This window comes from Nocardia sp. NPDC051030 (assembly GCF_040683015.1).
Classification (GTDB): Bacteria; Actinomycetota; Actinomycetes; order Mycobacteriales; family Mycobacteriaceae; genus Nocardia.
Genome location: NZ_JBFBCD010000013.1, coordinates 187,878 through 202,056, shown reverse-complemented (window position 1 = coordinate 202,056; position 14,179 = coordinate 187,878). Strand labels below are relative to the sequence as shown.

Here is a 14,179-nt window from a genome sequence, read left to right as displayed (position 1 = left end):
TGACATGAGCAAAGACGACGGCCGGGGTGCGCCTGCCGGGATTCGCCCCGATCACGAGGTCATCGTGGTCGGGGCCGGATTCGGCGGCATCGGAACCGGCATCGCATTGCAGCGCAAAGGGATCCACGACTTCCTGATCGTGGACAAGTGGGACCGGGTCGGCGGTACCTGGCATGCCAATACCTATCCCGGTGTGGCGGTGGACATCCCCTCGTTCATCTACAGCTTCTCCTACGAGCAGCGCGGTGACTGGTCGCGAATCTTCGCACCCGGCACAGAACTTCGCGACTATGCCGAGAGCATGGTCGACAAGTACGGGCTGCGGAACCGGCTCCGGCTGAATACCACCATCGTGGCCGCCGAGTTCGATGACGGGAACAGCCTGTGGCGGTTGCGTACCGACGGCGGGCAGGAGCTGACCTGCCGGTATATGGTGCTGGCGGTCGGTGGGCTGGAGCGGCCGAAGATGCCGGATATCGAGGGATTGCAGGAGTTCGGCGGGACGCTCGTGCATACGGCCATGTGGGATCACGATGTGGCGCTGAGCGGGAAACGGGTCGCCGTGATCGGCACCGGTGCCACTGCCCTGCAACTGATTCCGGTCATTGTGGATGAGACCGAGCATCTCACCGTCTTTCAGCGCACGCCGATCTGGGTGTTCCCCAAGTCAGACTCCGAGGTGGGCTGGCTGGGTCGGCAAATATTGGGGCAGAAGCGGATTCGCTCCGTACTGCGACTGGCCGGGAATATCGGCACCGAACTGGCCATGAGCGGCATGGTGGCCGGGCCGAAATGGCTCACCGATACCGGTCGCCGACTGGCTGAGGCCCCGATCCGGAACTGGATGCGCGGGCAGGTGCGCGATCCCGTGCTGCGCGAAAAGCTCACCCCGAAATACGGATTGGGCTGCAAACGGCCGTCCATGTCGAACGACTACTTGAAGACGTTCAACCGCCAGGACGTCAGTCTCATCACCGATTCCATCGAACGGGTCACCGAACACGGCGTGCTCACCGCCGATGGCGTCGAGCACGAGATCGATATCCTGATCTGCGCCACCGGATTCAAGCTGTGGGACAAGGGCGCAATCCCGCCGTTCCCGGTGCACGGGCGGCACGGCAAGGACCTGGAGACCTTCTGGGACCAGCACCGCTACCAGTCCTATCAGGGCGTGACGGTGCCGGGATTCCCTAATGCGTTCACCATTACCGGGCCGTACGGGTTTGTGCTGGGCTCCTACATCTGGTTGATCGAGGCCACCTCGGCGCACCTGGCCCGGGCCATTGCCGAGTCGAAACGCCGTGGCACCAACGAGATCGAGATCCGGCAGGACGTGCACGACGAGTACTACCGCAAATGCCTGCGGCGACAGGAGAAGAACTTCCTGTTCACGCCGGTGTGCGAGGGCTCCAACACCTACTACATCGACAATCACGGGGATTCCCCGTTCCGGCCGTCCACGCACGGCGAGATGTATTGGCAGAACCGGCATTTCGATCTCGACGTATATCGCTACACCGTGGGCGCGCCGGTGCCGGCGGTCGCAGTGTCCAAGGAGGCATCGTGAAACTCAATGGCATCGATCCGCGGCTGGTGGTCGTCACCGGCGCGGGCAGCGGAATCGGGCGGGCGGTGGCGCTGCGCTTCGCCCGCATGGGCTCGCGGGTGATCGTCTCCGATATCGACAAGGATGCCGCGCTGGGCACCGTCGCCATGATTCAGGCGGCCGGGCATCGGGGTGTGGCCATGCAGTTGGACGTGACCGATCCGGCGGGGTGGGCGGCGTTCGCGCGGGATGTGCATGCCGATCACGGGGTGCCGGATGTGCTGGTCAATAATGCCGGGATCCTGGTCAGCGGGGCGTTCTTGGACCTCGAACCGGAGGACTGGGACAAGCAGCTGAGCGTGAATCTGCTGGGAGTCGTGTATGGCTGCCGGGCTTTCGGGCGTCAGATGATCGACGAGGGCAAGCGGGGGCACATCGTGAATATCGCCTCCGCGGCTGCTTTCACTCCGACGCCCGTCATGTCGGCGTATTCGGTATCCAAGGCCGGAGTGAAGATGCTCACCGAGTGTCTGCGCCTGGAACTGGCACCGAAAGGTGTTGGGGTGAGCGCCATTTGCCCCGGCGTGATCAATACCAATATCGGTGAGCACGCCACAACGGTCGGTGTCGATCCGGAGTTGGTCGAGCGCGGTAAGCAGATCGCCAGGCAGGTACAGGAATTCGCGGCGCAGCTGCCGTTCTCGCCGCTGAGTCCGGATCTGGTGGCGCGGGCCGTGGTGCGGGCGGTGCGGTTCGACCTGGCCGTGGTGCCGGTGCGGGCCGAGGCTTGGCTGGGATACTTCATGCTGCGCATTGCGCCGGGTGTGAATCGGCGTATCACCCAGCCGATCTCGATGGAGAGAATCGAATCGGCCGGTGCCTGGCTGCTGGAGCGATTCGCCGCCGCTGCTGCGCCGAGCGGTACCGCCACGCCGGAGGCCGTGGCATCCGGTAGAGGGGTATCCGGCAGGGGAGACGCGGGATGAACGCACGCGTCCACGAGCTGGTGGTGCGCGAAGTCGTCAGCGAGACCTCCGAGGCGGTCTCGCTGATCTTCGATGTGCCCGTCGAGCTGAGTCGTCGATTCGCCTATTCGCCTGGGCAGTTCCTGACTGTGCGGGTGCCGAGCGAGCAGACGGGATCGGTAGCGCGGTGCTACTCGCTGTCCAGCAGTCCGCATTGCGGTGAGCGACCGGCCGTGACAGTGAAGCGCACGCTTGGCGGGTATGCGTCGAACTGGCTGTGCGACAACGTTTCGGCTGGATCCGTGCTCACCGTGCTGGAGCCTGCCGGGAACTTCGCGCCGCGCAACTGGAACCGCGATCTGCTGCTCTGTGCGGCGGGGAGCGGGATCACGCCGATCATGTCCATTCTCAAGTCGGCGCTGGCAATGGGGCGGGGGAAAGTGGTTGTGCTGTATGCCAACCGGGATCGGCAGTCGATCATCTTCGCGCGGCAGTTGCAGGAGTTGATTCGGCGTAATCCGCGGCGGCTGAGTGTTCTGCATTGGCTGGAATCGGAACGTGGACTTCCTGACGCTCGTGGCATTGCCACCTGGGCGCGGCCTTATCGCAAGTACGACGTGTATCTCTGTGGCCCAGCAGGATTCGCATCGGCGATCAAGGATGGTTTGGCGCGATTGCGGATACCCGAGCGGGCGATCCGGCAGGAGGAGTACCGCTCGCTGACGGACAACCCGTTCGAACGGCATGCCGCCGTGGTGACGCCTGCGCATGCCGTTGGGCCTCCTCAGGCCGGGGCCGGAGTCGCGGTCGCGGTGGCTCCCGCACCGGTGGCCGCGCCCCTACGCGCCTCGGCCGACACCGCCACCGTCAAGGTCGAGATCGATGGCGAGACCCACACGCTGCCATGGCCGAGGACGAAGAAGCTCCTCGACGTCCTCCTCGACCATGGCATCGACGCCCCCTACGTATGCCGTGAATCGGCCTGCGGCACTTGTGTGTGCCGGGTCGAGCGCGGCCGCACCCGCATGCTCATGAACGAATCCTTGATCGACGAGGAGCTCGCCATGGGCCTCACCTTGGCCTGTCAGACCCTTCCGGAGTCCGACGACCTGCACATAGCCTTCGACCAGTAACGGCCCGAGAACGAGGTTGCCCTAATGACAACGTTGTCAGAACTACCCGAGGGGATCGGCGGCTTCGCCGACCCGCGCTTCGGCTCCACCGTGCGGGCCTTCGAGCGCGTGTTCGCGCACTACCTCCGGACCGGAGGGGCGCTAGCGGTATATCTGTGCGGCGAGCCTGTGGTCGATATCTGGACCGGGACAGCGGATCGGGCGGGAGAGATTCCCTGGGATGGTGACACCACAGCGCTCACCTTCTCGACCAGTAAGGGGATCACTGCGATGGTGATTCACCGGCTGGTGGATCGCGGGCTGCTCGACTACGACGCACCGGTGGCCGAGTATTGGCCCGAGTTCGGGGATGCCGGAAAGCATTCGATCACCGTGCGTGATGTGCTGGCGCACCGCGCGGGGCTGTCGGACCTGCGGCGGGTGCTGGACGAGCCCGCCGATGTGCTCGATCACATATTGATGGAGCATCGGCTGGCGTCGGCCACGCCGGATTGGACTCGCGGGTTCCCGGTCTATCACGCGCTCACTTTCGGCTGGCTGCTCGGCGGGCTGGCGCGGGCGGTCACCGGCTTGAGCATGGGCGAGCTGTATCGCACCGAGATCGCTGAGCCGCTCGGGGCCACCGGCATCCATTTGGGGCGGCCCGACGATGGCACGGTGGTGGCGGAACTCGTAGGTTCCAGTCTTGCCGCTACCGGGTCGCGTCTCGGGAGGCCGATCACCGCGGCGGCGGCGCGAGTTCCGTTCGTGGGCACGGCTGTCCGCGCCATGCATGTCTCGGGTGCGCAGGATGTCCTCCGTGGTCCGTATCCCGAGCTGTTGAATGCCGAGAATGGTGCTGCCACAGGGGTATTCAGTGCCGAAGCGATCGCCAGGGTGTACGCCGCCATCGCGGGGGAGGGCTCGGTGGGCGGCAACTATCTGATTTCGCCCGAAACGGCCCGTGCGCTGGACCGTTCCACGCACCTCAGCCCGGATTCGCACCGGCTGGCGTTCTGGCAGCTCGGCTATCACCCGTTGCCGACGATCGGTGCGCCGCGCGGGTTCGGGCATCTCGGGTTGGGTGGTTCCGGCGGCTGGGTGGATCCGGATTCCGGTCTGGCCGTTGGCTTCGTCCACAATCGCTTGGATCTGGCGTATCTGCCATTCGATATGTCGCTACTGTCGCTCCTGCTGCCGAGCATTGCCCGGGCGGGCGCTGCGGGTGATCGTCGTCGGCGGGCGGCGCGGGCGGCCTGATATTCACAATCCGCGTGGCCCGCAAAGCAAACCCCAACGGGCCGTGCAGCTATTTGGGCAGCTGGCCAGCTAACTCCCCTGGCAGGATCGGTCGGGTCCGGTGAACTCGGTCCGAAAACTGGGTGAATGCGAGAGACTCGGCGTGTCGAGATCGTGCCGCACACGCCAGGGGAGTTTGCGATGTCCGAGTTCTCAGCTGTTTACCCAACTGCCGCGCCGGTCGGTGTGGACAGCACACGCCCGAGCATCGCGCGCGTCTACGATGCCGCGCTCAATGGCAAAGACAACTTCGAAGTCGATCGGGCGATCCTGGAGCAAGTCCGTGCCGTAGCCCCTGACGCCTGCGAATTAGCTTTGGCCAATAGAGATTTCCTGATCAGAGTGTGTCGCTTCTTAGCCAGGGAGGCCGGTATAGATCAATTCCTCGACCTCGGCTCCGGCCTCCCCACCGCCGAAAACACCCACCAGGTTGTCCAGCGCATCAACCCGGACTCCTCCGTCGTCTATGTCGACTACGACCCCATGGTCCTGGCCCACTCCCGCGCCCTCCTCATGGGCAGCCCGCGCACCACCATCGTCGACGCCGACATCTTTCGACCCTCCGAAGTCCTCACCCACCCCGAAATCCGCTTGGCCCTGAACTTCTCCCGCCCCATAGCCCTCTTCCAAATAGGCACTCTCCACCACTATCTCGGCGAAGACTCAGCAGCCTTGATGCAGACCTACGTAGACGCCCTCCCCAAGGGTTCCTACGTAGCCATAGCCCACTTCTTCGACCCCGAGACCCCGGCCCACAGCACCCTCGCCCGCAACATGGAATCCGTCTTCCTCCAAAGCCCCATGGCCAGCGGCGTCTTCCGCACCCGCCCCCAACTTCAATCCATGTTCGCCAACCTCGAAATGATCACCCCGGGGCTCACTCTTTGCGACAACTGGTGGCCCGACGGGCCACACCTCACGCCGCTTTCCCCAGTCCGCCACTGCATAGCGGGCGGGATCGGCCGGAAGAATTGAATGGCCTCACTCGAGTGGCCAACCAGTGTCGACCCTCGGACGGCTCGGCCTTCGGCCATCGCTTTCATTAACCGCACCGGTCAGAACCACGACTCGGGACGCTCGTGCCCGAAGCGCACGGCAGTACGGATATAGCGTGGTTGCGTCGCCGGACGTACCCGACGTTGGCTCCCCAGCCCGGAGCCGTCACCTCTCGTCCCAGCCTGGCTGGAAGGTTGTGGTCCCGTTCCGGGACCAAACCCTAAAGAACCAAACACGAAAAGACAAGAGACACAAGACAAAAGATGCCTGGACAAGAAGGGACAAAACCTCAAAGAACAAGACTCGAGACGCCCCGAGCCGTGGAGGTCTCCCCCTGGCTCGCTGCGCTGCGCGTCCCGGACCTCGCTGCGCTTGGATTCCACCGGCTCAGTCTCGAAGGGGGCCTGCGGGTGCGTCGAGTTGCGGGTGGCGGGAGTCGAGTTGCGGCTGGCGGGTGGTGAGGGAGCTCTGGTGGTGGGATTTCCGGCGTGTCCCCACCACCACAGCTCCCTCGCCCCGCCGACCGGCGTGTCGGGCCGCACCACACGCGTGTCGGGGTGGGCTGTTCATCGAGAGGGGGCATGAGCCGGGGTTTTGTCCGGTTGCACCAGCCTCATGTCCCTCCTGAACGTGTTCTACCCGAGATGCACAGCGGCAGGGCGCATTTGGGGCATCAACGGCCGCTCGTTGGTCCTTGTTCTTGTCTTGTATCTCTTGTTTGTCCCTTCTTGTCCAGGCGTCCTTGTCCTTTGTCTTGGATCTCTTGTCTTTTCGCGTTTTGTCTTTGGTTGTTGGTCCCGGAACGGGACCACAGCCATCCAGCCAGGCTGGAACGAGAGGTAACGGCTCCGGGCTGGGGAGCCAAAGTCGGGTACGGCAGGCGAAGCGACCACGCTATATCCGTACTGCCGTGCGCTTCGGACACGAGCAGCCGAGACACTGGTTTTGACCGGTGCGGTTAATGAAAGCGATGGCCGAAGGCCGAGCCGTCCGAGGGGTGCCGGTGGGCGCTTAAATCATCTGACACGGGTGCGTTCTGTCAGTAGCGTTTTTGGGTGTTTGTGTTGTGGTTGACCGGTGCGCCGGGGGTTGGGAAGTCGACGGTTGGGTGGGGGCTGTATGGGCGGGCCAGGGCGGAGGGGGTGGCGGTTGCGTATGTGGATATTGATCAGCTTGGGATTCTTGTGCCTGCGCCTGTTGGGGACTCGGATCGTCACCAGCTGAAGGCGATCAACGTCTTGAGAGTGCTCGAGACTTTTCGCCGTTATGGGGTGGAGCAGGTCATTGTGTCGGGGGTGGTTGATCCGGATCGGGGGATTGAGCGAGTTCGGGATGCTTTGGGCACGGGGGTTGGGCTGGTTCGGCTTTGCTGTAGTCGGGAGGAGTTGCGACGTCGGTATCTTGGGCGCGGGTCGCCGGAGGAGTTGGTTGATCGGCTGATGGCGGTGGCGGATGCGTTGGAGTGCAATGGGATTGGGGCTCCGTTCGATACCACGGCGATGTCGCCTGATGAGGTCGTTGAGAAGCTTGCCGAGCAGATGAAACCGGGTCGGGCAGAGGTGATTCCGTTGGCCTCGGAACTTGCTGGGCCGGTGGCGGGGGAAGGGCTGCCGGTGTTGGTGCTTGTCGGGCCCACTGCGGTAGGGAAGTCGGCTGTGGGGTGGGAGGTTTTGCAGCTGCTGCGGGGGCGGGGGATTCCGGCTGCCTATATCGATGTGGAGCAGCTGGGGTTTTGCTCGGGGGAGTTAGCTCCGATGGTTAAGGGCGAGAACCTTTTACAGGTTTGGCGGGGGTATCGGGAGGCGGGGGCTCGGGCTTTGATTGTTGTGGCTCGGGGGGCGCCTGATCGATATGAGACGGCGCTTGCGGGGGAGCTTGTCAGGACTGTGTATCTGGAGGCGTCGCCGGGTGTGCTGGCTGAGCGGATTGCGTTGCGTGGGCATGGGCGAGGGCCCCGATTGGCGGGGGATTCGCTGGTCGGGGCTTCGCCTCTTCGGCAGGCTGGGTTAGTGGTCCGGGCTGCCGAGGAGGCGGGTGGGCTTCGTGAAAACCGTGGGGGCGCTTGGGTTATCGATACCGACGAGCGGACTATCGCAGCGGTTGCGGGTGAGCTTCTGCTCGGGCTGCTGTGACCATTGCGGTGATTGCGGCGGGGAGGGCTTGGAGGGGGTCGGGGGCGAAGTGGGGGGAGTGGTTGGAGGGGAGGTGGGGTGGGAGGGCGGCTTCGGTGAGCATGTAGGACTGGTCGGATTCGGTGAAGGAGGTCAGGGACATGCCGCCTATGTGCCAGAAGACGGAGGGGCAGTTGGCTGCGGTGGCGAAGAGGCCGAAATCCTCGCTGCCGGTTATGGGATGGGTCAGGGGCATTACCGGGATGCCTGCTGAGGTCAGGGTGGACATGACTCGTTCGGTGTCGCCGGGGGTGTTGGTGGTTACCGGGAAGTGGTCGTAGGGCTCGACTTTGGGGTCGACGGGAGCATTGGCCGCGGCGGCTTCGGCTTGGGCTATGCGGTGGATGGCTTCGAGCATGCGGTCGCGGGAGGAGTCGGTGAAGGTGCGGAGGCTGAGCAGGACTTCGGCGGTGTCGGCGATGATGTTCGGGCGGGTGCCCGCGTGCAGGGCACCGGCGGTGAGGACCGGGGTGGCGGCGGTTGCTGCCTGGCGAGCGGTGAGGGCTTGCAGGCGGACTACCAGGGAGGCTGCCATCAGCAAGGGGTCGATGGCGGTGTGTGGTTGGGAGGCGTGGCCGCCTACGCCGTTGAAGGTGACGCGGATCGAGTCGGCGGCCGCCATCAGAGTGCCGCTTTTGCAGAGGACCAGGCCTGCGGGGAGCGGGCTGACGTGCTGGCCGAGGACTATGCGCGGGCGGGGGAATCGGTCCAGGAGGCCGTCGGCGAGCATGCCTTCCGCGCCGGAACCGGTTTCCTCGGCGGGCTGGAAGAGGGCGACGAAAGTGCCGGGCAGCGGGTCCGCGGAGAGTTGGGCGCAGGCGCCGAGTAGTGCGGCGACATGGATGTCGTGGCCGCAGGCGTGCATGACGCCCGGCGTGAGGGAGGTGTAGTCGAGGCCGGTTTCCTCCTGGACGGGGAGGGCGTCCATGTCGGCGCGCAACCAGATCACGGGGCCGGGGCCATTGTGCAGGACGCCGACCACGCCGGTGCCGCCTACGTTTTCGGTGACCTCCCAGCCGGGGAGTGCCCGGAGTTCCTCGGCCACCAGGCGGGCGGTCTCGAATTCGACTCCGGACAGCTCGGGGTGCGCGTGCAGGTGGCGGTAGATCTCCAGCCAGTGTGCATCGAGCGTGGTCGGGTCTGTCATGGGAGGACCTCCTTGTCGGGGATGACGGCGGGGCGTCGGGTGCCCACGGCCGCCCGGAATGCGTCGGCGGTTTGCGGGACCAGCCAAGCGGCGATGATCGCCAGCAGCGGGCCGATCGCCATGGTCTCGAAAGCCGTTGTGTAACTGAAGTGATCGGTCACCGCGCCGAACGCCAGCGGGCTGAGCACACCCGCCAGCTGGCCGCCGAAGATGATCACGCCGGAGGCCGCGCCGATATAGGTGCTGGGCAGGGCGCGCAGCGGGACGGCGAATGCGGGCATGAAGGCCAGGCCCGCCGCCAGGCTCATGAGCGTTCCGATGATCACGAACAGGGGGAATGGCTCGGCACGCGGCAGGAAGAAGAGCATTACCGCGGTGAAAAGCATGGCGGGGACCACGATTACGCGCGGTTGGCCACCCAGCTTGTCCGAGATCCGCGCGCCGAGGACCACACCGGCCGCCGCGGCGAGAGTAGACGGGACTGCGGCGCAGGCTATGCCGATGGTGGAGATGCCTCGTTGTTCCTGAAGGAAGCTGGGCGTCCAGGCGGTGACGCCCCACACCAGCACGTCGTAGCCGAAGAAGATGGCCGCGAAGCCCAGTAGCGACGGGGCGAACAGGACGGCTCGGCGTTCGGCGGCCTGGCCGCCCGCCGCCATCGGAATCTTTTCCTGCGGAAGGGGTTCCGGCATCCAGCGCCGCCATGCCACGATGACCGTCACACCCAGGATCGAGATGACCGCGAACATCACTCGCCAGCCCGCCGTGGGCAGGAGGATTCCGGCGATCACCGAGGCCAGCAGGATGCCCACCGCATTGGAGGAGTTGGTCCAGCCGGTAGCCGTGGTCCGCTGTTCGGGCAGGCTGCGTTCGGCGAGGGCCTTGATCGCCGCCGCCGGGAACACGCCCTGCACGAGTCCGAACAGGAATCGCATGGCCAGAAGCGCGCTGAATGACCATGCCACCGCCGTCAATCCGGTGAAAACCGACCAGGCCAGCAGGCCGATCATGCCGACTCGCAGCGCACCGTAGCGGTCGGCCAGCAGGCCGCCGGGCACCTGCACGAGCGCGTAGGCGATGAAGAACACGGAGACCAGCAGACCGCGCTGAGTGTGGTCCAGCCCGAGATCACTACCGATATCGGGCAACGCGAAGTTGATCACGGTCCGGTCGATGTAGTCGACAACCCATGCCGCGAACAGCAGCATGACGGTTATCCGGGTAGTGCGTGGCATCCAAGCCCTTTCACGGCGGGTGAAGTGGCTCCGTGCCACAAACATGCCCCGTGCCCGAGGATAGGTTGGAATCCGCCGTTCCCGCTTCAGGAGCCGAGCCCCAGGTTTCGTCGGCATGCGGTGAACCGGATCCGGGGTCCGCTCGTAGATATGGATGAGTTGATCGTGAACCGGTAGCCATCGTGATGCCGGTTCGGTGGTCCGACCACCGCACCCCGGTCCCGCCGGAGCTGTGTGCGGCGGGGCTTTCGTTTATCAAAAGCCCTGCGTACCAGCATTTTCAGGGCAACTCTGTGACCTGAGACACATTGTCTGAGACTGTTGAAAGCAGATACCTTGTGGGCGATGTATCGCACGCAATGCATGTCGAGATGGGGGACTGTGTCCGATCGTGCAAGAACTGCCCACACCGTCGCGGACGTTGTCGTCGAGCGGATCGCGGAGTACAGCGACCATATTTTCGGCGTCGGCGGGGCGAATATCGAAGACGTCTACGATGCGGTGCAGCGCAGCCGGGTTTCCATGACAGGCATTGTCGCCAAGCATGAGTTCGGCGCGGCCACTATGGCGGACGGGTATGCGCGGGCGACCAATCGGCTTGGCGTGGTGGCGGCTACGTCTGGTGGCGGGGCATTGAATTTGCTTGCCGCGCTGGGGGAGTCGTTTGATTCGAGAGTTCCGGTGCTGGCGCTGGTTGGGCAGCCGCCGACCGGGGTCGAGGGCAAGGGTGCGTTTCAGGACACCAGCGGGGCGGCGGGGCGGCTCGATGCCGAGGCGATCTTTCGGTCGGTGTCGCGGTATTGCGCGAAAGTCGTTCGGGCGGAGGATATTCATGCTGAGCTGGATCGGGCTATCGAGGCCGCGTTGAGCGGTGGACCGGCGGTGCTGCTGCTGCCCAAGGATATTCAGGCGGCCACGGTGTCTGGGACTGTGAATGAGCTGCGGGCCGCGGTGGTCGATGGGCGAGATTCGCTTGCCGAGGTTGCTGAACTGCTCGCCGCACCGGGACCGGCCGTGATTATCGCCGGGCCGGAGATAGCTCGGGCCGATGCACGCACCGAGTTGGCCGCTCTGGCCGCTTCGCTGGATGCATCCGTACTGGTCACACCCGATGCCAAAGATGCTTTGTCGAACCGGCATCCGCGATTCGCGGGGGTTGTCGGGATCATGGGGCATCCGCGGGCTCCGGAGCTGGTCGCTCAGGCTGCGCTGGTTGTGTTAGCTGGCGCTGCGTTGCCGATGACCGCTCGGGCTGGGCTGGATGATGCGCTGGCCGGTTGCCCACGGGTGGTGCATCTAGGGACCGATGAGCCGTTCGTGCCGGTGCATGCGCGGGTGCGGGGGCGGCTCAATGATCAGTTGCTCGAGCTGGCGGTGAAGACCTCGCGGCCTGGATTCGGTGTGGCGCAGGCCGATCCGCTTGGCGAGCTGAAGACTCCCGCTGCGACGGGGCCGGGCGTGCGGTATCGCGAAGCCGTGCTGGCTATTGCCGAGCGGCTGGAGCCCGGCACCGATGTGGTCGCCGATGCCGGGAATACCGGGGCGGCGGTGGTGCATCATCTGCCGGTGCCCGAGGGCGGACGGTTTCTGATCGCGCTCGGCATGGGCGGCATGGGGTATTCGTTCGGTGCGGGCATCGGGTCGGCGCTGGGGCGGGACCGCAGGACCGTCGTAATCGCCGGGGACGGTTCGTATTTCATGCACGGGCACGAGCTGCATACCGCGATCGAGTATCAGGCTCCGGTCACTTTCATCGTCTTCAACAACAATGCGCACGCCATGTGCGTCACGCGGGAGCAGCTGTACTACTCCGGCGACTACACCTTCAACCGCTTCCGTCCGGCCGAGATCGGGGCGGGCGTCGCGGCCATGTTCCCCGAGCTACCCGCCTGGACTGCCACCACACTCGGGGACTTCGAGGTCGCGCTCGACAAGGCGCTTGCAGTCCGCGGGCCCGCCTTCATCGAACTTCGTTGTGACCCCGACGAAATCCCGCCCTTCGCACCCTTCCTCAAGGAGCCTGCACTATGACCGAGACCGTCAAGGCCGAGCCGATCGAAGTACCGCACCTGGATGTGCCGGGGGTGTATCGCATCGAGACAATGCCGCTCAAGGAGGGCATGCCGCTGGTGCTCGATATGACCCGGGCGGTGTACCCGCACGATGAGATTTTCGGGGAGTACTGCACGGTGCACGAGTATGTGGCCGCGCCGCCGGACGAGGTCTATGAATACCTCGCCGACACTCGCAGCCTGTGCGAATGGACTTACAGCATGCGGGGTTTCGAGCGTACCGAGGATCCGGATGTGTGGGTGTCGGACGACCGGATCGGGTCGCATACGCGGATCTATACGCGGACCGAGGGGAATCCGCAGGCGCGCACCGTCGACTATCACTGTGCCTGGGATCAGGGCGAGCAGCTGTGGATGATCTACCTCATGCGGGTCATCGACGCGCAGCTGGTGCTGAACAAGCCCGGGTCGGTGGTGCTGTGGACCAACTGCCATCACCCCTTCTACGACGAGAACGGCCTCCCGGAGACCGCGCCCGCGGACCGGCCGGTGTGGGTGGGTGACTTCTGGCATCTGTTCGCGGCCGGGCACCTGCTGGAACTGCGCAATCTCAAGGCGATCTGCGAGCACCGCCATGCCGCCGGTCAGCCGATCAAGCCGGAATGGATGGACTGATGATGAGCATGGAATCCGTGAGCTTGATCGACGTTGCGGGGTACCTGCCCGAAAACATTGTTCCGGCAGACTATTTCACCCAGTATGCGGACCCGGACGACGTCACTTCGAACGTCATGTTCAAGGCTCCTAAGTTCCGCCATCATGTTGCGCCGGGTGAGACGCCAGCCGATATGGCGGAACGGGCCGTGGCTCCGATTCTGGAGCGGCAGGGCCGGGAAGTGCTGCGCGACATCGACATTCTGATCGTGCACACGCAGCTGCCGGAGATTGCCTTCGTCGGCAATGGCGGGGAGGTGGCGGCGCGGCTCGGCATCGCGCCGGAGTGGTTGATCGACTTGCACAATGGCGGCTGCGCGGCCTTCGTGCATGCCATGAAACTGGCTCGGCAGATCATGATGAGCTCCGATGCCAAGTCGGCGCTCATTGTGACCATCCAGAATGTGGCGGGGCAGATCTTCACACAGGAGGATGTGCGTAGTAAGCCGCAGGCGGCCATTCCGGGTGACGGCGCGGGCGCGGGACTGCTGGTGAAATCGTCGGTTTCGCCGATTCTGGATATCGAGACCCGGCATCTGCCGGAGTTCGCCGGGCAGATGACGGCCATCTCCGATCCGCCGCGCCGTTACTGGGAAGCCGGGCCCGGGCAGCTGCATGTGGGCTTCACCGAATCCAAGATCGCCAAGGTGCTGGCCCGCGGCAATCGGATCGTGCCCGAGGTGGCGCACACCGTGTGCAAGCGGATCGGCGTGCGGTCCGATGAACTGGATCTGCTGGTCACCAATCAGCCCAATCGTGCCTTCCTGCGGAACTGGCGGGATGCGCTCATGCTGCCGCAGGAACGGCATCCGGACACGTTCGACGAGTGCGGGAATCTGTTCGGGGCCGGGATTCCGGTGACCTTCGATCGTGCGGTCGATGAGGGCCGGGTTCCGGCCGGATCGGTGGTGATGTTCGCTGGGTTCGCGCATGCCGGTGATTTCGCGGCGGCCACCGCCGTGCGCTGGGGCGGGCGCTGAGC

11 protein-coding genes are annotated in these 14,179 nt (G+C 64.9%); 9 read left to right on the top strand and 2 right to left on the bottom strand.

The window, feature by feature from the left end; all coding sequences use genetic code 11:
- Nucleotides 1-4: 4 nt before the first annotated feature.
- The 6 genes from AB0N05_RS36465 (at nt 5) to AB0N05_RS36440 (ending at nt 8,050) form a co-directional block, all read left to right on the top strand.
- Entirely contained in the window at nt 5-1,567 is a 1,563-nt protein-coding gene (locus AB0N05_RS36465) for an NAD(P)/FAD-dependent oxidoreductase (protein ID WP_364702975.1), read from the top strand.
- Nucleotides 1,564-2,532: an SDR family NAD(P)-dependent oxidoreductase gene (locus tag AB0N05_RS36460; RefSeq protein ID WP_364702972.1), complete on the top strand. Its 969-nt coding sequence runs from the start codon at nt 1,564-1,566 to the stop codon at nt 2,530-2,532. Before AB0N05_RS36465 ends, AB0N05_RS36460 begins: the two co-directional genes overlap by 4 nt.
- Nucleotides 2,529-3,644 carry a ferredoxin--NADP reductase gene (locus AB0N05_RS36455; RefSeq protein WP_364702969.1) on the top strand — a complete coding sequence of 372 codons (1,116 nt, stop codon included), beginning with the start codon at nt 2,529-2,531 and terminating at the stop codon, nt 3,642-3,644. The genes AB0N05_RS36460 and AB0N05_RS36455 overlap by 4 nt, the downstream gene beginning before the upstream one ends.
- A gap of 24 nt (nt 3,645-3,668) precedes the next feature.
- Nucleotides 3,669-4,883 (top strand): serine hydrolase domain-containing protein, encoded by a 1,215-nt coding sequence (locus AB0N05_RS36450; protein WP_364702967.1) that lies wholly within the window; start codon nt 3,669-3,671, stop codon nt 4,881-4,883.
- A 180-nt stretch (nt 4,884-5,063) separates the two neighbouring features.
- Entirely contained in the window at nt 5,064-5,897 is an 834-nt protein-coding gene (locus tag AB0N05_RS36445; RefSeq protein ID WP_364702964.1) for an SAM-dependent methyltransferase, read from the top strand.
- 1,076 nt (nt 5,898-6,973) lie between these two features.
- Nucleotides 6,974-8,050 carry an AAA family ATPase gene (locus tag AB0N05_RS36440; RefSeq protein WP_364702962.1) on the top strand — a complete coding sequence of 359 codons (1,077 nt, stop codon included), beginning with the start codon at nt 6,974-6,976 and terminating at the stop codon, nt 8,048-8,050.
- On the opposite strand, the gene AB0N05_RS36435 is transcribed toward AB0N05_RS36440, so the two are convergent.
- Together AB0N05_RS36435 and AB0N05_RS36430 are read right to left on the bottom strand one after the other, a co-directional pair.
- Nucleotides 8,007-9,236, bottom strand: a complete 1,230-nt coding sequence (locus AB0N05_RS36435; protein ID WP_364702960.1) for an amidohydrolase — start codon at nt 9,234-9,236, stop codon at nt 8,007-8,009. The two genes, AB0N05_RS36440 and AB0N05_RS36435, sit on opposite strands and share 44 nt — an antisense overlap.
- A complete protein-coding gene (locus AB0N05_RS36430) occupies nt 9,233-10,471 on the bottom strand; it encodes an MFS transporter (protein ID WP_364702957.1) in 1,239 nt (412 codons plus the stop codon). The genes AB0N05_RS36435 and AB0N05_RS36430 overlap by 4 nt, the downstream gene beginning before the upstream one ends.
- Nucleotides 10,472-10,852: 381 nt before the next feature.
- Here AB0N05_RS36430 and AB0N05_RS36425 point away from each other — a divergent pair, with 381 nt between their 5' ends.
- The 3 genes from AB0N05_RS36425 to AB0N05_RS36415 are packed head-to-tail and all read left to right on the top strand — an operon-like array spanning nt 10,853 to nt 14,177.
- Nucleotides 10,853-12,502 (top strand): thiamine pyrophosphate-binding protein, encoded by a 1,650-nt coding sequence (locus AB0N05_RS36425; protein ID WP_364702955.1) that lies wholly within the window; start codon nt 10,853-10,855, stop codon nt 12,500-12,502.
- On the top strand, nt 12,499-13,158 hold the full coding sequence (locus tag AB0N05_RS36420) for an SRPBCC family protein (RefSeq protein ID WP_364702952.1): 660 nt from the start codon (nt 12,499-12,501) through the stop codon (nt 13,156-13,158). The genes AB0N05_RS36425 and AB0N05_RS36420 overlap by 4 nt, the downstream gene beginning before the upstream one ends.
- A gap of 8 nt (nt 13,159-13,166) precedes the next feature.
- Nucleotides 13,167-14,177 carry a 3-oxoacyl-[acyl-carrier-protein] synthase III C-terminal domain-containing protein gene (locus tag AB0N05_RS36415; RefSeq protein ID WP_364703240.1) on the top strand — a complete coding sequence of 337 codons (1,011 nt, stop codon included), beginning with the start codon at nt 13,167-13,169 and terminating at the stop codon, nt 14,175-14,177.
- Nucleotides 14,178-14,179 lie beyond the last annotated feature (2 nt).